Raw genomic sequence first — 23,617 nt, 5'->3', positions numbered from 1 at the left:
CGATAGGATCAGTACCGGTGGCCCTCGTCGGCGTCGGTATCCACGCCCGTCTCGGCGTCGAACCCCGTCGTCCCGACGCCGCCCTCGACGCTCGTCGCCGGTCCATCTAGCGGCGGGCGGCCGTACTCCTCCTCGTAGGCATCGGCGAAGCCCCGCGCCCAGACGTACATGACGGCCGACTGGCCGACGAAGCCGACGAACGGGAGCAGGAGGATACCCAGGAGGGTGAACAGCAGGACGCTCCCGACTACTTGGACGACGACGTTGATCACGACGCTGAAGACGATGGCCTTCAGCATGGTCCCGTTCGCGACGACGTCCCGGAGGACCGTCGTATCGAACCCGGCACTGATGCTGTCTTCCGCGACGAAGTTCGCCGTGGCCACGGGGAGGACGACCGCGAGCGCGAGCAGGCCGACGAGGTACAGGAGGCCGCCGATCAGGAGCCCGAAGCCGACGAGTATACCGGAGTCCGTTCCGTACCCACCCAGCAGGAAGACGAAAACCGGGAGGCCGGCGACGAGGGTGAACGCCAGCCCGTAGACGAGCGTCAGGACCACGTATCGAAGCCCGTCGACGGTCAGCTCGACGAGGTCGAGGTCACTCCATTCGGGCGGATTCTTCCTATCGCCGCCCATCACTCGCCGCATCACCTCCAGCATGTACCCGCTGAACGTGAACGCCGGAATGACGAACACGCCGAGGAACCCGACGACGCCGCCGATCAGTACGCGTTCGAGCCAGTCGTCGCCCTGTGTCTGATAGCGGAGACCGTCTTCTATCATACCACGTCAGCAATCACCGAAGCTATGTAAATAGCTTCTGACGTGTTGTTAGTGCGCCATTTACGTGCAGCGGAGACGCTACCGTCGCCGAATCGCTCCGACGAGTCGGACCAAGAAGTTCTTTGTCGGCACGGCGTGTACGACCGGCCGATGGCACTCAGCGATCACCTCGACGAATTCGGACCGGCAACGATGCTCCTCGTCGGCTTCGTGCTGTTCATCTTCCCCGAACCGGCGACCTCCGCGCTCGGCGCGGGACTGCTCTTGCTGGGGAGCGTCTGGTGGTTCTACGAGTGGAACCGGTAGCTCATTCCGGCGCTTCGTCCGGCGCTTCGACCGGCGCTTCCATCTGTGCGATGTCGAGTATCAGCGTGTTGCTCGTGTCGTCGACGGCCGCGATCTCGCCCAAGACGACGAGCCCGTACTGCGGCGTCGGCCCGACGGCGACGGCCTGCCCGACGTCGAACTGTCCGACGGACTGCTGGAGGTGGACCTGCGCGCGACACTGCTCGGGATGGTGGACGCCGCTGAGCGTGATGCGGTCGACCGTGACGTCGAGCCGTTCGTACTCGTGGGCCATCCGCATCGACTCCGTCTCTTCGAGCGGGTCGCGTCCCAGGGCGTCGTACGCCAACTCCGTCGGGACGTAGCCGCCCTCGGGTCCGGAGACGCTGTCGACGAGACCCAGTTGCGCGAGGCTCTGCATCTGATTCTGGACGGTTCCCAGACTCCGGTCGACCTCGTCAGCGACGGTCTGGCCCTTGACCGGGCCCTCCGCCTCACGATGCCGATTGACCAGCGACGTGAGCGTCTGCTCCTGACTGCTGGTCAGGTCGATCTGGACCATACCGGCTGTACCACGACGGGGCTGATAGGTGTGTGGATACGCGTCCTGAGCGGCGCGGTGTCGTCGCCCCGCCCCGAGCGCCGCGGCACCGGCCGAGTTTCAAGACGCCGGCGGTTCTCAACGGCGTCATGGTCGGCGAACCCGGACCGCTACTGCACTTTCTCGCCAGCCTCACGCTGATCCTGGCGGTCGCCCACGCGCTCGGCGCGCTCAGCGACCGCGTCGGGTTCGCCCCGGTCGTCGGCGAACTCCTCACCGGGCTCGTCCTCGGCCCCTCGGTACTGGGCGCGGTCGCGCCCGCGGCCGTCGCGGCCCTCCTCCCGCTCGACGACGGGGTCGCGGGGCTCGCGTCGCTCGGCCTCGTCCTGCTCGTCGTCCTCGCCGGTACCGAGGTCGACCCGGCGCGGATTCGGGGGTCGCTCGGTCCCACCGTCGCCGTCGCGTCCGGGGCGACCGTCGTCCCGTTCCTCGGCGGCGTCGCGCTTGGGTTCGCGCTCCCGACGGCGTATCTCCCCGCCCCGCCCCGGCGACTCGGTCTCGCGCTGTTCCTCGGCACCGCCCTCAGCATCTCGGCGCTCCCGGTCGCCGCCCGCGTGCTGGTCGACCTCGACGTGATCGACCGCGCGGTGGGGCAACTGACGCTCACCGTCGCCGTGGTCGTCGACGCCGTCGGCTGGATCACCCTGACGGTCGTCGCCGAAGTGGTCCGCGGCGGCGGCGTCGACCCGATCGCGGTCCTCGAGATCGTCGCCCTCCTCGCCGCGTTCGCGCTCGTCGTCCTCGTCGCCGGTCGCCCGGTCGTCGACGGCCTCCGGGCGCTCGCCGCCCGCGCCCGCTCGCCGGTCCTGAGCGAGTTCGCCGTCGTCCTGGTCGTCGGGTTCGCGGTCACCGCCGCCGCGGTCGGTCTCGGACTGGAGGCCGTCGTCGGCGCGTTTCTGGCCGGCCTCCTCGTCGGCCCTCGCGTGGACGCCGAGACCGAGCGCGTCCTCCACCTCGCGACGCTCGGCCTGTTCGCCCCGCTGTTCTTCGCGACCGCCGGCTTGCAGGTCGACCTGACCGTTCTCGCCGACCCCGCCGCCGCGGCCATCGCCGTCGCGGCGCTGGTCGTCGCTATCCTCGGGAAAGTGGTCGGCGTCGCCCTCGGGGCCGCGCCGACGGAGCTGACGCGGGCGGAGACCGCCTGCCTCGCCATCGGTCTCAACGCCCGGGGAGCGATGGAGATCGTCGTCGCCGCGGCCGGGCTCGCCCTCGGCGTCCTCACGCCGCTGCTGTACGCCGTCGTCGTCCTCGTCGCCATCGCGACCTCGGTGATGACGCCCCCGCTGCTCAGGCGGGCCGTCGAGCGCCTCCCCCCGGAGTCGGCCTACTGACTCACTCGTCCAGCAGGGTCTCGTCGCCGTGGCGCTCGCGGAGCTCCTCCAGGTACTCGCGCTGGGCGAGCAGCTCGTCGGTCGGTTCGGCGTAGACGTCCGCGAAGAGGTCCCGCGGGTCGGCGGCGGCCGACTCAGCCCGGTCGACGACGTCCGCGAGCGTCGACTCGATCTCCTCCGTCATCGCGTCCAGTCGCTCGCGGTCCAGCAAACCCCGGTTCCAGAGGTAGGTTCCGAAGCGGGCCAACGGGTCCTTCTCGCGCCACTCCTCGACCTCGTCCTCGTCGCGGTACACGTCGGGGTCGTCGGCGGTCGTGTGCGCGCCGAAGCGGTACTGCACGGCCTCTATCAGCGTCGGACGAGCCGCGCCGTCGTCGGGGTCGAGCGCCCGCTCTCGGGCGGCCTCGGTGACGACGTACGTCGCGAGCGGGTCCATCCCGTCGACCTGCACGCCGTCGAAGCCGTAGGCGTTGGCCTTCTCGGCGATGGTCGCGCTCGCTGTCTGGCGCTCGCGCGGGACCGAGATGGCCCACTGGTTGTTGTTACAGAAGAAGAGCGTCGGCGTGTCGAAGACGCCCGCGAAGTTCATCGCCTCGTGGACGTCGCCCTCGCTGGTCGCGCCGTCGCCGAAGTGGACCACGCCCGCGCGGTCGTCGCCGCGTTTCTTCGCCGCCCACGACCACCCGACGGCGTGGGGGACGTGGCCGGCGATGGAGATGTTGAGCGGGAAGACGTTCACGTCGGCCAGCGCCGCGTTGCCCCGCTCGTGGCCCATCCAGTACAGCAGGTACTCCCAGGGGAGGCCGCGGGCGACGAGCGCGCCGTGCTCGCGGTACTGATAGAAGAGCGTGTCCTCGTCGGCCAGCGCGTACGTCGAGCCGATCTGCGAGCCCTCCTGTCCGGCCAGCGAGGCGTAGGTGCCGAGTCGACCCTGTCGCTGGAGGTTTATCATGCGCTCGTCGAAGCGCCGGGCGAAGCGCATGTCTCGGTACATCGAGACGAGCGTCTCGTCTGCGAGGTCGGGGACAAGCGAGGGGGCGACGGCCTCGCCGTCGGCGTCGAGTACCTGCACGCGGTCGTCGGGCGCTCGGTCGAGAACGTCGGCCATGCTGTCGGGACAGACGACACAGACCGGGAAAAAGGTGCGCTACGAGAGCCACTCGGTGACCGCCCGACGGGCGTCGGCCTGCGCGTCGGGCATCACTTCGAGGACGACCGGCCCGTCGTAGTTCTCGTCCAGTAGGCGGGCGGTCCGTTCGAGGTCCATCTCGCCGTCGCCGAACGCCAGTCCGTCCTCGGTCCGGGTCGCGTCGTTGAGGTGGATCAGCGGAATCCGGTCGCCGTGATCCCGCAGAAGCGTCGAGAGCGCCCCCTCGTAGTCCGCTTCGGAGAGGTAGAGGTGCGCGGTGTCGAGGACGAGCGAGTGCCCGCGTGCCAGCAGGAGGTTTTCGAGGTGGAACGCGCTCGCGCCGGGATTGTTCTCGTAGCCGTGGGGCGCGGCGAAGTCGTACGCTTCGAAGTCGTCGACGTGGGTGTGTAAGGCGTACTGGCTGTGGACGACCAGCAGGGCGTCGAGGCGGCGGGCCAGCTCGTCGCTGCGGCGGAACGGCCGCTCCTCGTCCGGGCGGGCGTGGAGCGTGTGGACGGCGGCGGCGTCCACCGGCGACCGTCCAACCGTCTCGGCTGTCGCAGCCACGTCCTCCAGATGCTCGGACCGGAGGTGGAGTTCGACGCTCTCGAAGCCGCGTTCGGCCGCCGAAGCGAGTTCGGCGGGGTCCGGCGGACACTTACCGAGGAGGTGCATCGCGCGTCCCTTCGCGGCGTCATCACCTAAAGCACCGGTCTCGCAGACAGGACGAGGTTCAAGGCGTTGCCCGCCGTTGTTTCGACCGACACCGTGACGACCCGCAGAACCGTCCTCGCCTCGTCGCTCGCCGCGTTCGGCGGCTGTCTGGGCCGCGTCAGCGAGGTCGAATCGACGTGTCCGGCCCCCGTCTCGACCAACGAGACCGTGAGGCTGGGCTTCGTCGGCGACGTGATGCTGGGCCGGAACGTTAACGACCGCTGGCGCGACGAACCCGCCGGCGTCTGGGACGGGATGCTCGACCGGATCGACGCGCTGGACGGCCTGCTCTTGAACCTGGAGTGTTGCGTCTCCGCCCGCGGAGAGCGCCGCCCCGGCCGAGAGTACTACTTCCAAGCTCACCCCGACTGGGCGATTCCCGCCCTCGAACGCGCCGGGACGGCGTTCGCGAGTTCGGCGAACAACCACGTTCTCGACTACGGGCCGACGGCGCTCACCGATACGCTCGCCCACCTCGACGCCGCCGGTATCCCGACCGCCGGCGCGGGACGCGATAGGGAGTCCGCGTTCGAACCGGCCGTATTCGCCGTCGATGACTTGGACGTGGCCGTCGTCGCCGCGACCGACCAGTCGCCGAGTTACGCCGCCCGCGGGGACGCCGCCGGGTCCGCTTACGCGCCGCTGAAATCCGCCGACAGACTGACTAGAAATTGGGTCGGCGACGCGGTAGTGCGCGCCCGCGAGCGGGACCCTGACCTCCTCGTGGTCTCGCTCCACTGGGGACCGAACTGGGAAGTCGAACCGTCCGAGACACAGCGCTCGTTCGCCCGCTGGCTGATCGACCGCGGGGCCGACGTGGTCCACGGTCACAGCGCCCACGTGATTCAGGGCGTCGAGACCTACCGGGGGCGTCCGATCATCTACGACGCGGGCGACTTCGTCGACGACTACGTGGTCAAGGACGGACTACATAATAACTGGAGCTTTCTCTTCGAACTCGCGGTTTCGAATGGGACGCTGACCGCACTGGACCTCGTTCCGGTGGAAATCGAACGCGAACGCGTCACCCCCGCGGGAGGGACGGCCGCTCGGTGGCTCCGCGACCGCATGCGCACGCTGTCGGCCCCGTTCGAGACGACGTTCGAGCGCCGCGACGCCGGGCTCAGAATCCCGCTCGGCGAGTGTTAAGCGGCGACGGTGGGAGTCGTCCGTTCAGTTCGGCGGTCCCGCGCCGTCCGGGGCGCTCGAGTGCTCCGGCGGTCCGCGCTTGTCCTTCTTGTCTTCTTTCTCGCTCCTCTCCTTCCCGCGCTTCTTGCCTCGCTTTCGGCCGTTGTTCTCGTCCCGGTCGCGGTGGTCGTCCTCGTCGTCCTCGTCGTCCTCGTCGTCGTGATGGTCTCGGTTCCGATCCCGGTCGTGACCGTCCCTGTCTCGATGGTCGTCATCGTCGTGGCGGTCTTTATCGCGGTCTCTGTCTCGCTCGTCGTCTTTGTCCCGATAGTCGTCGTCATCGTGACGGCTCCGATCGTCGTGATCTCTATCTCGGTCGTGGTGATCTCGGTCCTTGTCGTGGTCGTCGTCCCAATCCTTGTCGTCGTCGTGGTGGTCCTTGTCGTGGTCGTCGTCCCAGTCCTTGTCGTCGTCGTGGTGGTCCTTATCGTGGTCGTCGTCCCAATCCTTGTCGTCGTCGTCGTCTCTGTCGTGGTCGTGATCTTTGTCCCGGTCCCTCTCTTTATCGTGGTCGTCCCAATCCTTGTCGTCGTCGTGGTGGTCCCGGTCCCTGTCGTGGTCCTCCCAGTCGTCATCGTCGTCGTGATGATGATCGTCGTCATCACACCGCCCGCGCTTGAGACGGACCTTCTCGTCGCGCTTCAGTCTGTAGCGGTCCGGGTCTTTCCGGTCGCCGGAGAGCACTTCCCAGCGGTCGATGTGGCCGTCGTAGTGCTTCCCGTACAGCTTCGCCTCCTCGTTGAACTTCGGATAGATGGTCAGGTTGAGGTCGTCGACGTCGAGGCCGCGGAGCGCGCCGCCGTCGGTCCGCTCCTCTTTCCACGTCCAGTCGATCTCCGCCGAGCGCTTCTCGATGTCCCAGCGGTCGTAGTTGCTGTCTTTGTCGTAGTAATCGTCCTTGACGACCCACTTTGCCTTCCGTGGGATATCCTTAATCTTGAACGAGACCGCGCCGCCGTCGCTCCCGTCTTTGAGCGCGCCGTGGACGATAACGAGGCTGAGTCCCTTCGGCCCGTCGTAGAGGAATAGGATGCTCGTATCCTTTCGCTGCAGAGATTTCGTTCCGGTAGAACTGAAGTACCGCTTCGATTTCCCCCATTTGTAGAAATCCTCGACCCGCTTGTGGCCCTTCAGCGGCTTGATTCGGAAACACCGGCTGTCCTGCTTGATGACGTAGCGGTCGTCATCATCGTCGTGTGCGCTCGCGGTACCGGCGGCACCGAGTCCGCCGACGGCGAGTCCAGTCGTCTTCAGGAACGCTCTACGCGACTGATTCAGTGGTGGGTCACTAGCCATGAGTGGGGCAACCGATGAGCCGGGGTTTGTTATGACCAGCATAGCGTCGTCGGATTTCGGTACGGCGACCGTATCGCCAGCGAAGCCGAGCTTACCGGTCGCTCGGCCACTATATGTGTCGAACGGACTGTCGAGCCGGTACGCTGATAGCGGCTATCACAGAACGCATATACGTCGGAATCGTCTGTATCACGTATGAACTACGAAGCGGCGCTCGACCGCGCGTACGACGTGCTGCCAGACCAGCCCAGAGAGGCCGGCGACCGCCTCTCGATCCCGGACCCCGAGTGGCAGACCGACGGGGCCTTCACCCGGCTGACGAACCTCAGTTCGATCTCCGACGCGCTCTCGCGGGACGCCCAGCATCTCCACCGCGCCATCCAGCGCGAGTTCGGGACCAACGGCCAGTTCGACGGCGGCCAGGCCCGATACAACGGCTCCTTCGACGAAGGCGACTTCCAGGCGGCCATCGACGCCTACGTCGCCGAGTACGTCACCTGCTCGGAGTGTGGCCTGCCCGACACCGTCCTCAAGACCGAGGACGGCGTCGACATGCTCCGCTGTCAGGCCTGCGGTGCCTTCCGCCCCGTCCAGAAGGGCGCGACGAACACCACCCAGCAGCAGACGCCCACGCTCGAAGAGGGCGAGACCTACGAGGTCAAGATCACCGGCACCGGCCGCGAGGGCGACGGCGTCGCCGAGAAGGGCAAATACACGATCTTCGTCTCCGGCGCGCGCGAGGGACAGGTCGTCGAGGCCTACATCGACAGCATCAGCGGGACGCTGGCGTTCGGCCGCGTCGCCTGAACCCAGTCGTTCGTCGCGCCCGATAGCTGTTTATTCTGTCACGTCTACTCCCCGACATGGCATCGAACAGCGACGCGCGAGCGCTATCTCTGCTCGCCGTCCTCGCCTGCGTGCTCGGCATGGTCCACGCGGCCTCCGGCGTCATCGCGCTCCTCTCCGCTCTCGGCGTCGGCGCGCTCGTCCTCGGGGGCAGTCAACTCGTCCTCGGCCTGTTGCTCGTTCCCGCGGGCGTCGGCATCGGCTACCGGAAGTCGCGGGGCAGATGGCTCGGGATCGTCTGCTTTGCCGGAATCGCCATCGTGCAGGTACTCCCGTTGCTCTCTGGGAGCGAGCTCGCCGTTCCGCTCGCCGGTGTCCTCCTGTCGGTCGGTAGTTCGCTCTACTTACTGCTGGCCGGCGAGGCCTTCGAGAGCGGTGACGGTGACTCCCGCGTGCTCACGGAGGACACCGACCCGCACGAGTTCGTCCGCTAAGCCGGGCTTATACGCGGAAGCGCACGCTGCGAGCGACGCTACACCTGCACTTCGTCGACGATTTCAGGCGAGTCGTTGCTCGGGCTGTTGACCGCCGTCGAGACGGGGTAGGTCCGCATCGGGCCGTCGTACGGGTCGAGTAGATCAGCCACCTCGTTCGTCTCGCCCGAGAGCCACGTCTCTTCCTCGTCGGGCGCGAGCACGACGGCCATCCGGTGATGGAGGTCCCGCACCGCGTCGTTCGGGTCGGTCGTCACGATGGTGAACGTCTCCACGACGTCGTCTTCGCCGCCCTCGTCGTCCGCCGTATTCGCCCCGTACTCGCCCAGTCCCGACTGCCGCTGCGGCGGTTTCCACCGCTCGTAGAGGCCGGCCATGGCGAACAGGTCGTCTTCGGGCAGACAGACGCGGTAGGGCTGTTTGCCGCCGTCACTGTCTCGCGGCTTCGCCGCTCGACTATCCGCGGAACTCCGTTCCGCGCTCTCCTGCCACTCGTAGAACCCGTCCGCGGGCACCAGACATCTCCGGGATTCGTAGGCGTCGGCGAACGACCGCTTCTCGGCGAGCGTCTCGGCGCGGGCGTTGATGTAGGCGTGGTCCGAGCGGTTCTCGGCCCACGTCGGGACGAGGCCCCACTCCATCCGCTGGATGGTGTCGGGTTCCTCGCTTGCGATGACTGGCAGCGACTGACTCGGCGCGGCGTTGTAGCGCGGCTGGAACTCGAAGTCGAAGGCGGCGTCGAAGCGCTCCTCGATCTCCGCGGGCGGCGCGAACAGGCTATAGCGGCCACACATACCCGAAGGGAGGGTGGCGACGAGGAAAAGTCCTCGCCGCGGGTCGCCTAACAGTTTTGCGCGTCCGGCCCGACCCCCGGATATGGAGACTCGACCGCTCGGCACGACAGGCCACGACAGCACGGTGGCGACGTTCGGGACGATCGCGCTCAACTGGCTCGAACAGGAGGGCGCGAACCAGATGGTCGAACACGTCCTCGACCACGGGGTCAACCACTTCGACGTCGCGCCGACCTACGGCGACGCCGAACTCAAACTCGGCCCGAAGCTCCGTCAGCATCGGGGCGAAATCTTCCTCGGCTGTAAGACCCAGGAGCGGGACTACGACGGCGCGGCCGACAAGATCGACCGCTCGCTCGACAGACTGGGAATCGACACGATCGACCTCTACCAGATTCACGGGCTGGAGTACGAGTCCGAACTGGAGGAGATCACCGGCGACGGAGCGTTAGCGGCGGTTCGGGACGCGATGGACGACGGGAAGATAGACCACCTCGGGCTGACGAGCCACGGCGACCCCGACCTCATTCTCTCGGCCATCGACCGCATCGACGACCTCGAAACCGTGATGTTCCCGCTGAACCCGGTCGTCGTCGCGAAAGACGACAGCGAACACGACTACGAAGCCGTCCTGGAGCGGGCCGAGGAGGAGGACGTCGGCACGCTCGGCATCAAGGCCTTCGCGAAGGGGTCGTGGCCGCCGACCGACGAACTGCCGGAAGCGGACCGGCCGTACGCGAACTGGTACGAACCGGTCGACACGCCCGAGACCGTCCGCGACCGCTTCGATTTCGCGGCCGAACAGGGATTGACGACGGTCGTCTCGCCGGGCGACCCGAAGCTCGTGACGATGGTCATGGACGCCGCCTCGCGCTACGACGGGATGGACGAGGCCGCACAGCGCTCGCTCGTCGAGGAAGCGCGGCACGACGACAGCCCGGTGCCCGAACAGCTCCACCACTGAACCGTGGCGAGCGGGAACGGCGGTACCGGAGAGAACGACAGAGGCGATAGGAGCGGTAGCGCGGGCGTTCCGCGGACTGTCGAGGCGGCGCTGGCCGACAGACCGGTCGCGGGCCGCGTCTGTCTGGAGGCCGGAGCCGGCGTCGGCAACACTACTGCGGGACTGCTTGCGGCGGGTGCGAAGCGCGTCTACGCCGTCACCGACGACGCGGCCCACGCCAGAACGGTGCGCGAGCGGTGCGGAGCGGCGGCCGACCGGCTGGTCGTCGTCCGGGCCGACCTTCGAGAGACGCCGCTTCAGACGGACTCCGTGGACCTCGTCACCGCTCACGGCCTCTGTAACGTCCTCGCGCCCGCGGAACTGGAGTCGGTCGCGGCCGAACTCACCCGCGTCGCGTCGCCGGGCGCGCACCTCGTTCTCGACGACTACGCGCCGCTCCCCGACGCCGCCGCCGTTCGAGAGCTCTTCGCCGTCGAGAACGCCGCCGCGGAACTCGCCGACGGCCGGCCGGCGCTCTCCTTCTACCCGGCGCGGTTCCTCCGCCGCCTGTTCGCCGGTCACGGCTGGGCCTTCGAGCGCGAAGAGACGTTGCTCGACCCGGTGCCGTGGACGGCGAGCCACCTCTCGGCGCACGCCGCGGCGGCCCGCGACGCCGCCGCACGACTCCCGTCGGAACTGGGCGGCCCGCTCGCGAAACGGGCCGACGACCTCGAAGCGGCGATCGGGTCGGAGTCGGTCGGCCGGATGTACAGCCTCGCGCTGACGCTGTCGGAAGGTTCCGAACCGGCATAGTCCGCCCGCGACTTTAAACGGGATGGGGACCTAACGTGTCACCAAGCCGCATGACGACCGAGCCGTCGTTCTCGATTCCCGCCCACCCGAAACGCCGCTACCCCTACGACGAGGGGGTCGAGTACGAGGGCGGCACGGAGTTCGAACTCGTCCCCGGCGAGGAGCGAGCGACGCCGGAACTCGCCGCGACGGTGCGTGACCTCCTCGCCGACGGGCCGTACCGCTACGGCGACTTTCACGATCTCCCGATGCCGCTGTGGCTGGTCCGCGACGAGGAGACGGCCGACGTGTTCCGCGTGGCCGTCCGCGACGGGACCGTCCGCCTGCACGTCCTCCCCACGACCGAATCATCTGGTCTGCGGCGGTTCTACGACCGACTGCGGGCGGTCGACGCCGACTGTCAGTGGACCGTCGAGCGCCGAGTCGACGCGGCGTAGCGCGTCGAGGGATATCGCGGACCCAAAACCGTCTTACCCGATTGCCCCCATTTCCCGCCCATGACCGTCTCTCGTGAGGTGGAGCTGTCGGGCCACATCATCGACTCCGGGATGATGCAGACCTGTTTCGGCATCGTGATGGACATGGGCGGGTCGTTCTCCGTCGAGGAGTTCGACATCGGCCGCCACAAGGAAGACGAGTCCTACGCCCGGCTCCTCGTCGAGGCCGACGACCCCGAACACCTCCAGTCCATCATCCACGAACTGCACCAGAACGGCGCGAACCCCGCCGACCCAAAAGACGCGACGCTCGAACCCGCGCCCGCCGACCAGGTCGTCCCCCACGGGTTCTACTCGACGACGAACCACCCGACGTACGTCCGCTACGACGGCGAGTGGGTCGGCGTGGAGAACATCGAGATGGACTGTGCAGTGGTCGTGGAAGACGGTGCGGAACCGAGAGCGTATACCAAGGTCCTCAACGCCGTCGAGGAGGGCGACCGCATCGTCACCGGCGACACCGGCATCAAGGTCGAACCGCCCGAACGCCCCCGAGACTCCGGCGGCGCGTTCGGCTTCATGCAGGGCGGCGTCTCCTCTGAGCGCCCCTCCGAGTCCACCATCGAGAAGATAGCGAACGCCATCGAGGAGACGAAGAAGGAGGGCGGGAAGGTACTGGCCGTCTGCGGCCCCGCGCTCATCCACTCGGGGGCGCGCGAGGAACTCGCCCGATTGGTCCGCGAGGGGTACGTCGACATGCTCTCGGCCGGCAACGGCTTCGCCGTCCACGACATCGAGCGCGACCTCTACGGCACGTCGCTCGGCGTCGACACCGAGACGCTCGACCACGCCCGCCACGGCCACAAACACCACATCTACACCATCAGCGAAGTCATCCGCGAGGGCTCCATCCCCGAGGCCGTCGAGTCGGGGACCATCGAGTCCGGCGTCATGTACGAGTGCGTCGAGAACGACCGCCCGTTCGTGCTGGCGGGGTCGATCCGGGACGACGGCCCGCTCCCGGACACCATCACCGACGCCGTCGAGGCCCAGAACGCCATCCGCGAACAGGCCCACGAGGCCGACATGGTGCTGATGCTCTCGACGCTCTTGCACTCGGTCGCCGTCGGCAACTGCCTCCCCTCGACCACGCGGGTCGTCTGCGTCGACATCAACCCCGCGACGGTCACGCAACTGCTGGACCGCGGTTCGGCGCAGGCCGTCGGGATGGTCACCGACATCGGCACGTTCGTCCCGATGCTGGCCGAGAAACTGGTCGCTGAAGAAGAGTAACACACCGACCGCGAGCGACGAACGGTTCGGAGCACCGTGAGTCAGCGAGCGGCCTTTTTCGCCCACGTTTTTCGAGTCGAGCGGGACCGAAGGTCCCGCTGACCATGCGAACGGGCGCGAAGCGCCCGTGAGCAGAGAGCGGGTCGCGGGCTGAAGGCACGAAGCGCACCCGAGGACGAAAAAGGTGGATCGCGCAGGTTCGTCCCGATGCTGGCCGAGAAACTGGTCGAGACGGCAGAATAGTCGCAGATCGGACCGCGTCGCCTCAGACGCCTTCGAGGTCCGAGCGGTACTCGTTGATCTTCTCGTCGGCGTCGTCGAGCGTCTCCGAAACGTCTTCGCCGTCCCCGCTGGCGATCTCGTCGAGCGACGACTGGATGCGGGCGAGACGGCCGTGGTCGGGACCGCGGTCGGCCGTCGAGAGGTGTTCCAGCTGGTCGGCGAGCTCCGAGAGACGGTCGCCGGCGTCGTCGCTGTCGGTCTCCTCCGCCGCCGATTCGAGCAGGTCGCTGGCTGTCGCGAGTTCTTCGCGCGTCATAGTCGGCGGTTCTCCCAAGAGGGATAAAACGGTTCGCGTCCGGGATAACGCTGCGCCTGTCCCAGACGGCGAGCGCGGCGACCAGCGGTGATGGCGGCTCGGCCTCACGACCGTACTCGTCGTTTGATACGCTCTCGTCGCGGTCCGCGGCGTCTCGAAGCGGGTGTCCCGCCGCCGCTCACAGAGCGCGTGTGACTCAGCTACCGGCAAAACAGCGAGCTACCGCTCGACGCCGGACGGGAAGTCACACTCAAGTCCTCGCTGCGTGAAACGAAGCTATGGACTCGAAGCGCTTCCTCTTCGTCTCGGCCGACGCCGCGCTGATAACCGACCTCGCGTGGCAGGTTCACCGCGAGGGCCACGACGTGAAGTACTACATCGAAGCCGAATCGGACAAAGAAATCGGCGACGGATTCGTGCCCAAGACGGACGACTGGGAGGCAGAGGTCGAGTGGGCCGACGTGATCGTCTTCGACGACATCTGGGTCGGCTCGGACATCGGTACCGGTGCGCTCGCACAGGAACTCCGCGAGCGAGGGAAAGCGGTCGTCGGCGGCACGCCCAGCACCGACCGGCTCGAAGAGGACCGGGAGTACGCGATGGAGGTCCTCGAAGACCACGGCGTGAACACCGTCGAACACCACGTCTTCGAGGATTTCGACGCCGGCATCCAGCACGTCCGAGAGAACCCCGCCCCGTACGTGATCAAGCCGCTGGGCGAGGTCCAGAACGTCAAACGCCTGCTCTACGTCGGCGACGAGGACGACGGCAGCGACGTGGTGGACGTCCTTCGCGCCTACAAGAAGGCGTGGGGCCACCGCATGAAGGGGTTCCAACTCCAGCGGAAGGTCGAGGGCGTGGAGATCGCCATCTGCGGGTTCTTCGACGGCGAGGAGTTCGTCGACCAGGTCAACTTCAACTTCGAGCACAAGAAATTGTTCCCGGGGAACATCGGGCCGTCGACGGGTGAGATGGGGACATCGATGTTCTGGGGCGGGCGGAATATGCTGTTCGAGGAGACGTTCGGGAAGCTCGAAGGCTGGCTCGCCGAGGAGGGCTACGTCGGCAGCATCGACATCAACTGTATCGTGAACGAGACCGGCATCTACCCGCTGGAGTTCACCCCGCGGTTCGGCTATCCGACGATCGCGCTCCAAGAGGAGTCCTTCGAATCGCCGACCGGCCAGTTCTTCTACGACCTGGCTCACGGAAACGGCCCCGAGCTCGACGTACACAACGGTTACCAGATCGGCGTCCGCGTCGTCCTGCCACCCTTCCCGTTCGACGACGGGAAGACCTACGACGAGAGTTCGCGCAACGCCGCCGTCGTCTTCCGGACCGAGAGCCGCGAGGGGATTCACTTAGAGGACGCGAAGAACGTCGACGGTCAGTGGCGCGCCGCCGGGGAGAACGGGATGCCACTCGTCGTGACGGGGAAAGGCGAGACGATGCAGGCCGCGCGGGAACAGGCCTACGGTCGGATCGACGACATCGTGATGCCGAACATGTACTACCGCGACGACATCGGCGAGCGCTGGCTCGACGGCGACGGCGACCGGTTACTGGCGTGGGGCTACCTCGGCCCGCAGACGTAGGGCATCGACGGCAGACGGTGTCATCGACGACGACGGCCGGGGCGGCCGAACCGCCGACGCTCCGCCTCGACTGCTCAGGGGCTCGGCGCGTAGAGCGCGTAGAGGATGGATATCATCCCCAGCGCGGCGACCACCGCGGCGACGAATCCCGACTCGAAGATGGTGACGCGAAACACCTCGAACAGTACGCCCTCCAGGAGGCCGCTGAGGCCGATCAGTCCGAACCCGAGGCCGACGTAGCGCAGCAACTGCGCTCCGTTTCGCCGGTAGCCGCGGTACGCCTGATACGCGATGACCAGCGCCAGCGCGGTCGTGAACAACTTCGCGATGACGAACAGCGTGTGCTCCATTATCAGTCGCTCCGCATGTCCTGGAAGATAGACGTGAGTCGGTCGGCGGGGTCGGGTCGTCGGTCGATCCGGACGTCGAACCCCTCCGCTCGGAGGAGCACTTCGACGCGTTCGAGGCGTGCCTCGTACTCCCGGTAGTGGCGGCCTCCGGGGTCGACGTGGGTGTACTCTTCGAGAAGTCCCTGTTCGACGAGGGCGTTGACGCGCCGGGAGACCGTCGGCCGGGACATCTCGCACTCCTCGCTGAGTTCCTTCGCGGACAGTCGCTCCGCCTTCGTCGCCACGAGGATATCGCGGGCGTAGTCGTCGTCGAGCGTCGCGAAGAGGTCCGGTGGGCTCGGCTCCGCAGTCACACGCCGCTAGTCCGGGGGGAGGGCCAAATAGCCACCCGATTTTCCGACTCGGAACACCGGCTCACGGTTATATGCTGTCTGTTCCCCTCTATTCAGTCGAAGGTGAACTGAATATGTCTACTATCAACACCGGCGTCAACCAACTCGAGAGCAAGGTCGGCGGACTCACCGTCGGCGGCCGCGTCCACAGCCTCAGCGCGTGGTTCGTCCTCGCGCTCAGACTCATGATGGGCTACGCGTTCGCGTACTCCGGCTTCACGAAGATCGCGGCCGCAGAGCCGTTCTCGGCCGGCGGCTACCTGGCGAACGTCGCGGCGACCAACGGCAACCCGCTGGCCGGCCTGTTCGCGTGGATGGGTTCGACGCCGTGGTTCGTCGAGTTCGCCAACGTCGCCGTCCCGTGGGGTGAACTCCTCATCGGTCTCGGGCTCCTCGTCGGCGCTGTCGTCCGCCTCGCGGCGTTCTTCGGCGCGCTGATGATGCTCATGTTCTACTTCGGGAACTGGGACATCGCCCACGGCCTCATCAACGGCGACTTCGCATACATGCTCGTGTTCCTCGCGGTCGCGGCGTTCGGTGCCGGCCGCATCCTCGGGCTCGACGCGTACATCGAACAGTACGAGATCGGCGGTGCGGCGCTCGTCGAGCGCTTCCCCGTCCTCGAATACGTCCTCGGCTGACCACGCCGATTTGCACACGGAGACGAACCATGCAAAATCCACTTCGAACTCGCGGAACCCGTTCTCTGGCGCTCGTCGTCCTCGGAGCGCTCGCGCTGGCGATCACCGCCGGAAGTTGTCCTAACGCGGGCGACCGTGCCCCCTTCGGAGATACTCTGGCCGGCGCTCGTCGTCGGGCTTTCCATCGCCGTGCTGTACCGGCTGTTCGCCGGTTCACAGGTCGAGAGACCGACCGAGGACGGCGCGCTCGCCGCCCTCCGCGAGCAGTACGCACGCGGCGAGATCGACGACGAGGAGTTCGAACGCCGACGCGCTCGTCTCGCCTCGAACCGGTGACCCGTCTCACCACTCGAAGACCTGTTTTTCGCCGGTATTACGGGGGTCTGAACCGGCGGTCGCCTCCGACTTTGGCACATGCCAGCCGTCCACCTATCCGTGTGTAGCACCTACACACGGTCGCCCGATGAACACTACCTCAGACGCCGACGAACTACACGTCTCGCGTTCCGAACACGGAGACCAGTGGACGGTCGCGGTCGACTTCGGTCCCGCGGCGAGCGACGCCGTGACCGTCGAGATAGTCGGCGACACGGCGATCGTCGCCGTCGACGCCCCCGGGCGGCGGACGGAGTTCGACGTGCCGCTTCCCGACGACGACGGGGACGTCACGGTGAACAACGGCGTCCTCACCGTCGAGAGCGCGGCCTGACGGGGCCGGGACGTCGAGACGGCCAGTCGCCGACAAGCGCGTTTCTCTCCGACTCGGTGGACTCCACAAGGGCTTTCACCGCGTTGGCGGTACGAGGGGACAATGACGACCGCCGACCAGACGACCGAGGAGCTGCCGACGCTCCGTGGTTCCGTCCCCCCGCTGCGCGAGTGGGCCCGCACGTTCCTCATCGGCATCTGCATGGGCAGCGCCGACGCCGTCCCGGGCGTCTCCGGCGGGACCATCGCCCTCATCGCGGGCATCTACGGCCGGCTCATCGCCATGATCACGGCCATCACGCCCGAGCGAATCGTCGACTTCCTCGCGGCCCTGCTGCCGGTCGACGGCGGCGTCTCCGTCCGCAGGGCGCTGGCCATCTGGGAGGAGATCGACGGCTGGTTCGGCCTCGCGCTGGCCGTCGGCGTCTTCACCGCCGTCATCCTCGTCACGCGTATCGTCCACATCGCCAGCGAATCGGTCCCGACGCTGCTGTTCGGCTTCTTCTTCGGCCTCATCGCCATCTCCGCGGTCATCCTGCTGCGCGAGCTCTCGCTCGAAAGCGCCTTTCAGGCCGTCTCGGGCGTCGTCGGCGTCGTCCTCGCCTTCCTACTGGCCGGTCCCGTCGAGTTCCTGGAGGGTGGCGGCCTGCTCCTGATCTTCGTCGCCGGCGCGATCGGCGTCAGCGCGATGATCCTCCCCGGCATCTCCGGGTCGCTCCTGCTGGTCATTCTGGGCCAGTACACCCGGATGTCCGACACGCTCAGCGCCTTTATCGACTCGCTGCTCGCTACGGTCACCGGCGGTCCGCTCGCGCCGGTGATCGAGAACGGGACCGTCGTCGGGACGTTCATGGTCGGCGGCCTCGTCGGCCTGTTCACGATCTCGCGTGTGGTCCGCCGGGCACTCGACCGCAACCGCCGCGCGACGATGGCCTTCCTCGTCGGCCTCGTCGTCGGCGCGCTCCGAGCCCCCGTACAGGAAGTGAGCGCGGAGGTCGGCTTCACGACGGACGTGGCGCTGGCCTTCGCCGGTGCCGCCGTCGTCGGTGCGGCCTTCCTCCTGGTACTGGACTGGTACGCTGTCGACCTCGACCTCGACTCTATCTGAGCCGTTTGAGCTGTTGGTTTTTCGATGGTCGATTTCGAACGCGAACAGCCAGAAAGCCCCGACTGGCTGAACTCGGGGGGCTCGCTGTGCCCTTCACTCACTACGTACGTTCCAGTGCTTGCGTCGCCCGCCTTCGTCCAGCTAGCCGCCCCTTTCAGTCCCACCCTGTGGCTGGCCGGATAGCCGACACGGGAGGGACTGAAAGGGGCCGCCCGAGCGCGTTTACGTGGTCGTCTGCGTGACCTCTATTCGAGCGAGCGACGCGAGCGAGAATATGTCACGCAGCGACCGCGCTCGGGCGGGGGCTTTCTGGCTCTCCACGGTTCCTCTCGCTCGACGACTTACGACTCGTACGAGCCCAAGAACGACAACCCGCGCTAGAAGGCGCGGTGGTACTGGATCGGGGGCTCGACCTCAGCGCCCAACTCGTCGGCGGCGTGGAGCGCGAAGTACGGGTCGCGCAGGTGCTCGCGGCCGACGACGGTGAGGTCGGCTCGGTCGTTGCCGACGATGGCCTCGGCCTGCTGGGCGGTCGTGATGCCGCCGACGGTGCCGACGCCGATGTCGGAATCGGTCTCCTCGCGGATCTGCTCGGCGTATTCGAGCTGGTAGTTCGGGCCGGCGTAGGGCGGCGTGGAGTCGGGGGTGATGGCCCCGCCGCTGACGTCGATGAGGTCCGCGCCGACCTCGTGGAGGTCGTCGGCCAGTCGAACCGAGTCCTCGACGGTCCACGACTCGCGGTCGGGGAGCCAGTCCGTCGCGGAGATGCGGACGAATACCGGCTTATCGTCGGGCCACACGTCCCGGATGGCGGCGGTGACCTCGCGGGCGAGGCGGGTCCGGCCCTCGAAGTCGCCGCCGTAGTCGTCCTCGCGGTGGTTGGTCACGGGCGAGCAGAACTCGTGGAGGAGGTAGCCGTGGGCGGCGTGGACCTCCGCGACCTCGAAACCGGCGTCGAGGGCGCGTTCGGCGGCCGCGCGGAACGAGTCGATCACCGACTCGATACCGTCTTGGTCGAGTTTCTCCGTCGTCGGGGCCTCGCCGCCCTCGTAGGGCCAGGGGTCGTCGCTGGGGGCGACGACGTCCCAGCCGCCCTCGTCGGGGCCGAGCGGGTCGTGGCCCTCCCACGGACGGCTCGTCGAGGCCTTTCGGCCGGCGTGAGCCAGTTGGATGGCGGGCACGGAGCCCTGCTCGCGGACGAACTCGGCGATGGGTTCGAGCGCCGCCGCGTGCTCGTCGCTCCAGATGCCGAGGTCCTCCGGGGTGATTCGGCCCCGCGGTTCGACGGCGGTGGCTTCGGCCATCACGAGACCCGCGCCGCCGACGGCCCGCGACCCGAGGTGGGTGCGGTGCCACGCCGTGGCGAGGCCGTCGCGGTCCTCACAGGAGTACTGGCACATCGGCGAGACCATGATCCGATTCGGTATCGTCGTCTCTCGGAGGTCGAGCGGAGAGAACAGCGCTGTCATCGGCGGCGGTTAGCGGCCGAGTCGGATAACCGCAGGGACGGCAGTGGCTCCTGCCGGAGAATCGCGTCGTTTCGAGTCGTCTTCGAGGCGCCGGTCCAGCAAACGGCGACCGTCACTGGACGGCTCCACCGGAACCGCGACCGGGTCGGTCCGAGAAGACGTCGCAGAGGTCCCGGAGCCACTCCTCGGCGTTTTCGTGGCCGTGATACCGGATTTCGTCCGTCCGATAGTCGTGGTCCAGCCAGCCCGCGTGATCCAGTTTCGGGAGGTGCGTGTGGACGAGTCCTACCGCGAGCTCCTCCTTTCCCTTTTCGGGCATTCGACTCTCGATATGCGAGACGAGTTCGTCGAAAGAGACGGTCCGCGAGTCGGCGTAGTTCTCGAAGAAGTGGACGATTTCACGGCGGATACTGTCGCTCAAGACGTCCAGTAGTTGGCTCACTCGTGGTGCCTTATCCGGGTAGCAGGACTGAGACGACACGGACGTAAACATTGGTACCCATTCACATAAAACATTGCTCCGGTTCACTGTGGACGATACGCCGCTCTCACGGCGAGACTGCCGCGATACTCACCGCCAGACGGCCCGCCCCACGCGCGTCTCCGAGAGGTCGAAGTCGAAGCGGTCGGTCCACAGCAGGCCCGCGCCCAGCAGCGCCGCCAACCCGACCGGCACCCAGTTCGCGTAGAAGAGATTGATGCCGCCCCAGAGGACGACGAAGCTCACCAGATCGTCGAGCATGAACTCGCAGGTTTCGAGGCGGCGACGGAGGCCGCCCCGGTCGAAGCCCCAGTCGAACAGCAGGACGGCGACGGTCCCCGAGAGCACCCACCCCTCGTAGTTCGACCACGGGACGCCGTAGAACTGCCCGACGTCGTACTCCCAGAAGCCGATGGCGACCGCCCCGGGGTCCAGCACGAGGTCCACCAGCAGGACAACGGCGAGCGTCGCCAGCAGCCGCGGGAGCGCGGATTCGGCCCGCCGACCGAGCAGGAGGAGGACGAGCAGATAGGCGTTCAACACCAGCGGGAAGAAGAACACCGGCAGGCCCAGCGGCACCTCGCCGAACAGCATCGGTCCCAGTTCGACGCCGTAGCTGAACTCGCCGTAGGGCCAGCCGGTCCTGACGCCGACCAGTTCGATGCCGTAGGAGTACGCCGTCAGCGCGACCAGCGCAGCCGTTGCACGGCGGTCGAGCAGCGGGAAGACGCCGGCGGCCAGCGGCAGGCGCATCACCATCGTCCCGAAGAGGACGAAGAGCGGGTTGTACGCGAACGGCGGCGGGAGCACCCCCTCGGAACTGGCCAGCAGCGTCAGCGCTCCGACCAGCGGAAAGACGACGGCGATGGTGAATCGGTGTTCCCGGACGAGCGCGTCGAGCCGCGCGGTCGCGGTCTGTCGGTCGGCCGACGAGACCCACGTCGTCCACCGCTCGCACCACTCAGCCATACAGCATCACCCACAGGCCGAGGAGCGTGAACGCCATCCCGACGAGCGTGTTGACCGCCGGATACCACCAGTACGCCGCCTCGACGTCGACGCCGGCGGCGAGGACGCCGAAGACGAGCACCGGGTAGACGAGTAAGAGCGCGCCGAAGGCCCAGTGCGTGAGCGCGAACGCCGCGGCGGCCGCGAGCCAGCACGCCGCGCAGTAGTAGTAGGTCCTCGACGCGCCCAGATACGTCGCCGTCGTCCGGATGCCCGCCTCGCGGTCGGGTTCGATGTCGGGGATCGCCGAGAACGTGTGCATCCCCATCGTCCAGAGCCACGCCCCGGCGACGGCGCTCACCGGGGGCGCGACGCCCGCGACGGCGGCGTAGGCGACGACCCCGGGGAGGATGTAGAGGCCGTTCGAGAGCGAGTCCAGAAACGGCGTCGTCTTGAACCGCAGCGGCGGCGCGGAGTACTCGACGGAGAGGAACGCCCACGCGAGCAGCGCGAGGACGCCGAGCGTCGGGAGCCACGGGAGGAACGCGGCCGCGAGCAGCCCCGAGCCGACGATCGTCCCGAGGACCACCGAGTCGCCCCGATAGCTGACCTCGCGGCCCTCGTCTTTCTTCGGGTTGTGCTCGTCCACGTCCCGGTCGAAGACGTCGTTGACGCCGTAGAGGAAGACGTTCGCCGGGAGCGTGAAGTAGAGGAACAGCGCGACGGCCAGCGGCGAGAACAGTTCGCCGGGACCGGCGGCGGCGTAGGTCACGGCGACGACGACGGGACCGCCCTGATAGAGCCAGAACCGCGGCCGCGAGAGGCGCAGGAGGTAGCCCAGACGCGTCTCGGCGGAGGGGGCGATCGCGGCGAGACGGTCGGTGGCGAGTGTCATTCGTGGTCGCTGATGAGCCGCTCGGCCGTGTTCTGGCCGCTGATGAGACACATCGGCATCCCGATGCCGGGCGTCGTGAAGGAGCCCGTGAAGTAGAGGCCGTCAACGGCCGACGAGCGGTTGTTCGGGCGCAGCAGCGCGGTCTGCCGGAGCGTGTGGGCGAGTCCCAGCGCGGTCCCCTCGGTGGCGTTGTACCGCTCGCCGAAGTCGGAGACGGCGAACTGCTTCTCGTAGACGATGCGGTCCCGGAGGTCCACACCGGTGTTCTCGGCGATGTCGGCGAGGATCTTCTCGCGGTACTCCTCCCGGACGGCGTCGCCGTCGTGGAGGCCGGGTGCGACGGGGACGAGGACGAAGAGATTCGAGTGGCCCTCGGGTGCGACGCTGTCGTCAGTCTTCGAAGGGACACAGAGGTAGTACGCCGGGTCGTCGGGCCAGTCGGCCTCCTCGAAGATGTCGTCGAAGTGCGGTTCCCAGTCGGTCGGCAGGACGAGCGTGTGGTGAGCGAGCGGCTCTACGTCGCCCTCGACGCCCATGTACATGAGGAAGGCGGAGGGCGCGTAGGTCCGGTCGTCCCAGTAGCCGTCGTCGTACTGACGCTCGTGGTCGGGCAGCAGTTCGCGCTCGGCGTGGGCGTAGTCGGCGTTGACGACCACCTCGTCGGGGTTGCGCGTCTCGCCGTGGACCGTCTCGACCAGAAAGCCCTCCTTTCGGCGCGAGATCTCTTCGACTTCTGCGTCCGTCTCGTAGGTGACGCCCAGTCCCTCGCCGAGTTCGACGAGCGCCTCGACCACCGAATTGATCCCGTCCTCCGGGTAGTACACGCCGAGGTTGAAGTCGACGTGACTCATCATGTTGTACAGCGCCGGCGTGTTCTTCGGCGACCCACCGAGGAAGACGAGCGTGTACTGCATGATCTGCTGGAGCTTCGGGTGTTCGAAGTAGTCCTCGACGTGGCCCTGCATCGACCCCAGCAGTTGCAGGCCGATGGGGGCAGCGGTCAGCACGTCCAGGTCGATCCAGTCCCGCAGGCGCGAGCGGTCCTCGTAGACGAACTTCTTCATCGCCGTCTCGTAGTGGCGTTCGCTGGTGGCGAGGTAGTCGTCGAACGCCTCGGCCGCGCCGGGTTCGTACGCCTCGAACTTCCGGCGCATCTCGGCGTTGTTCCCGGTCACGTCCAGTCGGTCGCCGTCCTTGAAGAAGACCCGGTAGTGGGGGTCTAAGCGTTCGAGGTCGTAGAAGTCGCTCGGCTCCCGCCCGAAGTACGCGAAAAAGCGCTCGAACACGTCGGGCATCAGGTACCACGACGGTCCCATGTCGAACTCGAAGCCGTCCGCCTCCAGCCGGGAGGCCCGGCCGCCCAACTGCTCGTTTTTCTCCAGGACTCGTACGTCCGCACCGGCGTCAGCGAGATAACAGGCCGCCGAGAGGCCGCCGAACCCGCCGCCGACGACGACTATCTCCTCACCAGACAGGTCACTCATTACGTACATCTGGAGGCCGGGCCGGCAATAAACCCGCGGCCAAACAGATTGGGTGACAGCGCAGCAGGGGTGACAAACGTCGAGGGGAACGAGGTTCGAGCGGTCCCGGTGCAAACTGA

28 protein-coding genes are annotated in these 23,617 nt (G+C 67.4%); 14 read left to right on the top strand and 14 right to left on the bottom strand.

Going from position 1 to position 23,617, the window contains the following annotated elements:
* Positions 1-8: 8 nt before the first annotated feature.
* Entirely contained in the window at positions 9-785 is a 777-nt protein-coding gene (locus GO488_RS11210) for a DUF4013 domain-containing protein (RefSeq protein ID WP_162317911.1), read from the bottom strand.
* Positions 786-935: 150 nt separating this feature from the next.
* Between GO488_RS11210 and GO488_RS19680 the strand changes: the two genes are divergently transcribed.
* Positions 936-1,091, top strand: coding sequence for a hypothetical protein (locus GO488_RS19680; protein WP_164509642.1), 156 nt, complete (start codon positions 936-938; stop codon positions 1,089-1,091).
* Position 1,092: 1 nt separating this feature from the next.
* Here GO488_RS19680 and GO488_RS11205 read toward each other — a convergent pair whose 3' ends face one another.
* Positions 1,093-1,632, bottom strand: coding sequence for an HTH domain-containing protein (locus tag GO488_RS11205; protein WP_162317910.1), 540 nt, complete (start codon positions 1,630-1,632; stop codon positions 1,093-1,095).
* Between the two features lie 128 nt (positions 1,633-1,760).
* Between GO488_RS11205 and GO488_RS11200 the strand changes: the two genes are divergently transcribed.
* Positions 1,761-3,002 (top strand): cation:proton antiporter, encoded by a 1,242-nt coding sequence (locus GO488_RS11200; protein WP_162317909.1) that lies wholly within the window; start codon positions 1,761-1,763, stop codon positions 3,000-3,002.
* A 1-nt stretch (position 3,003) separates the two neighbouring features.
* Here GO488_RS11200 and pdhA read toward each other — a convergent pair whose 3' ends face one another.
* Both pdhA and GO488_RS11190 read right to left on the bottom strand, forming a co-directional pair.
* Entirely contained in the window at positions 3,004-4,110 is a 1,107-nt protein-coding gene (gene pdhA, locus GO488_RS11195; protein ID WP_162317908.1) for a pyruvate dehydrogenase (acetyl-transferring) E1 component subunit alpha, read from the bottom strand.
* 39 nt (positions 4,111-4,149) lie between these two features.
* The gene (locus GO488_RS11190) at positions 4,150-4,806 is read right to left on the bottom strand and encodes a sugar phosphate isomerase/epimerase family protein (protein ID WP_162317907.1); all 657 of its coding nucleotides are present in this window, start codon (positions 4,804-4,806) and stop codon (positions 4,150-4,152) included.
* A 93-nt stretch (positions 4,807-4,899) separates the two neighbouring features.
* Here GO488_RS11190 and GO488_RS11185 point away from each other — a divergent pair, with 93 nt between their 5' ends.
* Entirely contained in the window at positions 4,900-5,994 is a 1,095-nt protein-coding gene (locus tag GO488_RS11185; RefSeq protein WP_162317906.1) for a CapA family protein, read from the top strand.
* A gap of 24 nt (positions 5,995-6,018) precedes the next feature.
* Here GO488_RS11185 and GO488_RS11180 read toward each other — a convergent pair whose 3' ends face one another.
* On the bottom strand, positions 6,019-7,329 hold the full coding sequence (locus GO488_RS11180) for a hypothetical protein (protein WP_162317905.1): 1,311 nt from the start codon (positions 7,327-7,329) through the stop codon (positions 6,019-6,021).
* Positions 7,330-7,524: 195 nt separating this feature from the next.
* Here GO488_RS11180 and GO488_RS11175 point away from each other — a divergent pair, with 195 nt between their 5' ends.
* Both GO488_RS11175 and GO488_RS11170 read left to right on the top strand, forming a co-directional pair.
* Positions 7,525-8,136 carry a translation initiation factor IF-2 subunit beta gene (locus GO488_RS11175; RefSeq protein ID WP_162317904.1) on the top strand — a complete coding sequence of 204 codons (612 nt, stop codon included), beginning with the start codon at positions 7,525-7,527 and terminating at the stop codon, positions 8,134-8,136.
* Positions 8,137-8,192: 56 nt separating this feature from the next.
* Positions 8,193-8,609 (top strand): hypothetical protein, encoded by a 417-nt coding sequence (locus tag GO488_RS11170; protein ID WP_162317903.1) that lies wholly within the window; start codon positions 8,193-8,195, stop codon positions 8,607-8,609.
* Positions 8,610-8,647: 38 nt separating this feature from the next.
* On the opposite strand, the gene GO488_RS11165 is transcribed toward GO488_RS11170, so the two are convergent.
* Positions 8,648-9,403 (bottom strand): SOS response-associated peptidase, encoded by a 756-nt coding sequence (locus tag GO488_RS11165; RefSeq protein WP_162317902.1) that lies wholly within the window; start codon positions 9,401-9,403, stop codon positions 8,648-8,650.
* Positions 9,404-9,485: 82 nt separating this feature from the next.
* Between GO488_RS11165 and GO488_RS11160 the strand changes: the two genes are divergently transcribed.
* The 4 genes from GO488_RS11160 (at position 9,486) to GO488_RS11145 (ending at position 12,889) form a co-directional block, all read left to right on the top strand.
* Positions 9,486-10,367, top strand: coding sequence for an aldo/keto reductase (locus GO488_RS11160; protein WP_162317901.1), 882 nt, complete (start codon positions 9,486-9,488; stop codon positions 10,365-10,367).
* A gap of 90 nt (positions 10,368-10,457) precedes the next feature.
* Entirely contained in the window at positions 10,458-11,159 is a 702-nt protein-coding gene (locus GO488_RS11155; RefSeq protein ID WP_241692949.1) for a class I SAM-dependent methyltransferase, read from the top strand.
* Between the two features lie 50 nt (positions 11,160-11,209).
* On the top strand, positions 11,210-11,596 hold the full coding sequence (locus tag GO488_RS11150; protein ID WP_162317899.1) for a hypothetical protein: 387 nt from the start codon (positions 11,210-11,212) through the stop codon (positions 11,594-11,596).
* Between the two features lie 60 nt (positions 11,597-11,656).
* Positions 11,657-12,889 (top strand): ornithine cyclodeaminase, nickel-pincer nucleotide-dependent, encoded by a 1,233-nt coding sequence (locus GO488_RS11145; protein WP_162317898.1) that lies wholly within the window; start codon positions 11,657-11,659, stop codon positions 12,887-12,889.
* Between the two features lie 265 nt (positions 12,890-13,154).
* Here GO488_RS11145 and GO488_RS11140 read toward each other — a convergent pair whose 3' ends face one another.
* A complete protein-coding gene (locus GO488_RS11140) occupies positions 13,155-13,427 on the bottom strand; it encodes a DUF7553 family protein (protein WP_162317897.1) in 273 nt (90 codons plus the stop codon).
* A gap of 278 nt (positions 13,428-13,705) precedes the next feature.
* Between GO488_RS11140 and GO488_RS11135 the strand changes: the two genes are divergently transcribed.
* Positions 13,706-15,022, top strand: a complete 1,317-nt coding sequence (locus tag GO488_RS11135) for a phosphoribosylamine--glycine ligase (protein WP_162317896.1) — start codon at positions 13,706-13,708, stop codon at positions 15,020-15,022.
* A gap of 74 nt (positions 15,023-15,096) precedes the next feature.
* On the opposite strand, the gene GO488_RS11130 is transcribed toward GO488_RS11135, so the two are convergent.
* Both GO488_RS11130 and GO488_RS11125 read right to left on the bottom strand, forming a co-directional pair.
* On the bottom strand, positions 15,097-15,372 hold the full coding sequence (locus GO488_RS11130; protein ID WP_162317895.1) for a DUF7521 family protein: 276 nt from the start codon (positions 15,370-15,372) through the stop codon (positions 15,097-15,099).
* A 2-nt stretch (positions 15,373-15,374) separates the two neighbouring features.
* Positions 15,375-15,725, bottom strand: a complete 351-nt coding sequence (locus GO488_RS11125) for an ArsR/SmtB family transcription factor (protein WP_162317894.1) — start codon at positions 15,723-15,725, stop codon at positions 15,375-15,377.
* Between the two features lie 113 nt (positions 15,726-15,838).
* On the opposite strand from GO488_RS11125, the gene GO488_RS11120 reads away from it, so the two are divergent.
* From GO488_RS11120 to GO488_RS11105, 4 genes are all read left to right on the top strand, one after another.
* Positions 15,839-16,405, top strand: coding sequence for a DoxX family membrane protein (locus GO488_RS11120; protein WP_162317893.1), 567 nt, complete (start codon positions 15,839-15,841; stop codon positions 16,403-16,405).
* Positions 16,406-16,540: 135 nt separating this feature from the next.
* Positions 16,541-16,741 carry an SHOCT domain-containing protein gene (locus GO488_RS11115; RefSeq protein ID WP_162317892.1) on the top strand — a complete coding sequence of 67 codons (201 nt, stop codon included), beginning with the start codon at positions 16,541-16,543 and terminating at the stop codon, positions 16,739-16,741.
* 127 nt (positions 16,742-16,868) lie between these two features.
* Positions 16,869-17,114 (top strand): DUF7127 family protein, encoded by a 246-nt coding sequence (locus GO488_RS11110; protein ID WP_162317891.1) that lies wholly within the window; start codon positions 16,869-16,871, stop codon positions 17,112-17,114.
* Positions 17,115-17,216: 102 nt separating this feature from the next.
* Entirely contained in the window at positions 17,217-18,221 is a 1,005-nt protein-coding gene (locus GO488_RS11105; protein WP_162317890.1) for a DUF368 domain-containing protein, read from the top strand.
* Positions 18,222-18,598: 377 nt separating this feature from the next.
* On the opposite strand, the gene GO488_RS11100 is transcribed toward GO488_RS11105, so the two are convergent.
* The 5 genes from GO488_RS11100 to crtD form a co-directional block, all read right to left on the bottom strand.
* On the bottom strand, positions 18,599-19,690 hold the full coding sequence (locus tag GO488_RS11100) for an NADH:flavin oxidoreductase/NADH oxidase (protein ID WP_162317889.1): 1,092 nt from the start codon (positions 19,688-19,690) through the stop codon (positions 18,599-18,601).
* Between the two features lie 112 nt (positions 19,691-19,802).
* Positions 19,803-20,132 (bottom strand): DUF7344 domain-containing protein, encoded by a 330-nt coding sequence (locus GO488_RS11095; RefSeq protein ID WP_162317888.1) that lies wholly within the window; start codon positions 20,130-20,132, stop codon positions 19,803-19,805.
* Positions 20,133-20,261: 129 nt separating this feature from the next.
* Entirely contained in the window at positions 20,262-21,140 is an 879-nt protein-coding gene (cruF, locus tag GO488_RS11090; protein ID WP_162317887.1) for a bisanhydrobacterioruberin hydratase, read from the bottom strand.
* Positions 21,133-22,014 (bottom strand): prenyltransferase, encoded by an 882-nt coding sequence (locus tag GO488_RS11085; RefSeq protein WP_162317886.1) that lies wholly within the window; start codon positions 22,012-22,014, stop codon positions 21,133-21,135. Before GO488_RS11085 ends, cruF begins: the two co-directional genes overlap by 8 nt.
* Positions 22,011-23,498 (bottom strand): carotenoid 3,4-desaturase, encoded by a 1,488-nt coding sequence (gene crtD, locus GO488_RS11080; RefSeq protein WP_162317885.1) that lies wholly within the window; start codon positions 23,496-23,498, stop codon positions 22,011-22,013. Before crtD ends, GO488_RS11085 begins: the two co-directional genes overlap by 4 nt.
* Positions 23,499-23,617 lie beyond the last annotated feature (119 nt).

This window comes from Haloarcula limicola, assembly GCF_010119205.1.
In the GTDB taxonomy this organism is placed as follows: Archaea; Halobacteriota; Halobacteria; order Halobacteriales; family Haloarculaceae; genus Haloarcula; species Haloarcula limicola.
The sequence above is the reverse complement of the archived record's forward strand: the minus strand, read 5'-3'. Positions and strand labels throughout refer to the sequence as shown.

Excerpts from the sequence above, each read along its gene's own strand:
- GO488_RS11170 (WP_162317903.1), top strand. The coding sequence starts at position 8,193 with ATGGCATCGAACAGCGACGCGCGAGCGCTATCTCTGCTCGCCGTCCTC.
- GO488_RS11105 (WP_162317890.1), top strand. The coding sequence starts at position 17,217 with ATGACGACCGCCGACCAGACGACCGAGGAGCTGCCGACGCTCCGTGGT.
- GO488_RS11160 (WP_162317901.1), top strand. The coding sequence starts at position 9,486 with ATGGAGACTCGACCGCTCGGCACGACAGGCCACGACAGCACGGTGGCG.
- GO488_RS11205 (WP_162317910.1), bottom strand. The coding sequence starts at position 1,632 with ATGGTCCAGATCGACCTGACCAGCAGTCAGGAGCAGACGCTCACGTCG.
- GO488_RS19680 (WP_164509642.1), top strand. The coding sequence starts at position 936 with ATGGCACTCAGCGATCACCTCGACGAATTCGGACCGGCAACGATGCTC.
- GO488_RS11100 (WP_162317889.1), bottom strand. The coding sequence starts at position 19,690 with ATGACAGCGCTGTTCTCTCCGCTCGACCTCCGAGAGACGACGATACCG.
- GO488_RS11120 (WP_162317893.1), top strand. The coding sequence starts at position 15,839 with ATGTCTACTATCAACACCGGCGTCAACCAACTCGAGAGCAAGGTCGGC.
- GO488_RS11130 (WP_162317895.1), bottom strand. The coding sequence starts at position 15,372 with ATGGAGCACACGCTGTTCGTCATCGCGAAGTTGTTCACGACCGCGCTG.
- GO488_RS11180 (WP_162317905.1), bottom strand. The coding sequence starts at position 7,329 with ATGGCTAGTGACCCACCACTGAATCAGTCGCGTAGAGCGTTCCTGAAG.
- GO488_RS11165 (WP_162317902.1), bottom strand. The coding sequence starts at position 9,403 with ATGTGTGGCCGCTATAGCCTGTTCGCGCCGCCCGCGGAGATCGAGGAG.
- GO488_RS11140 (WP_162317897.1), bottom strand. The coding sequence starts at position 13,427 with ATGACGCGCGAAGAACTCGCGACAGCCAGCGACCTGCTCGAATCGGCG.
- GO488_RS11150 (WP_162317899.1), top strand. The coding sequence starts at position 11,210 with ATGACGACCGAGCCGTCGTTCTCGATTCCCGCCCACCCGAAACGCCGC.
- GO488_RS11210 (WP_162317911.1), bottom strand. The coding sequence starts at position 785 with ATGATAGAAGACGGTCTCCGCTATCAGACACAGGGCGACGACTGGCTC.
- crtD (WP_162317885.1), bottom strand. The coding sequence starts at position 23,498 with ATGAGTGACCTGTCTGGTGAGGAGATAGTCGTCGTCGGCGGCGGGTTC.
- cruF (WP_162317887.1), bottom strand. The coding sequence starts at position 21,140 with ATGGCTGAGTGGTGCGAGCGGTGGACGACGTGGGTCTCGTCGGCCGAC.
- GO488_RS11110 (WP_162317891.1), top strand. The coding sequence starts at position 16,869 with ATGAACACTACCTCAGACGCCGACGAACTACACGTCTCGCGTTCCGAA.
- GO488_RS11175 (WP_162317904.1), top strand. The coding sequence starts at position 7,525 with ATGAACTACGAAGCGGCGCTCGACCGCGCGTACGACGTGCTGCCAGAC.
- pdhA (WP_162317908.1), bottom strand. The coding sequence starts at position 4,110 with ATGGCCGACGTTCTCGACCGAGCGCCCGACGACCGCGTGCAGGTACTC.
- GO488_RS11145 (WP_162317898.1), top strand. The coding sequence starts at position 11,657 with ATGACCGTCTCTCGTGAGGTGGAGCTGTCGGGCCACATCATCGACTCC.
- GO488_RS11190 (WP_162317907.1), bottom strand. The coding sequence starts at position 4,806 with ATGCACCTCCTCGGTAAGTGTCCGCCGGACCCCGCCGAACTCGCTTCG.
- GO488_RS11085 (WP_162317886.1), bottom strand. The coding sequence starts at position 22,014 with ATGACACTCGCCACCGACCGTCTCGCCGCGATCGCCCCCTCCGCCGAG.
- GO488_RS11135 (WP_162317896.1), top strand. The coding sequence starts at position 13,706 with ATGGACTCGAAGCGCTTCCTCTTCGTCTCGGCCGACGCCGCGCTGATA.
- GO488_RS11200 (WP_162317909.1), top strand. The coding sequence starts at position 1,761 with ATGGTCGGCGAACCCGGACCGCTACTGCACTTTCTCGCCAGCCTCACG.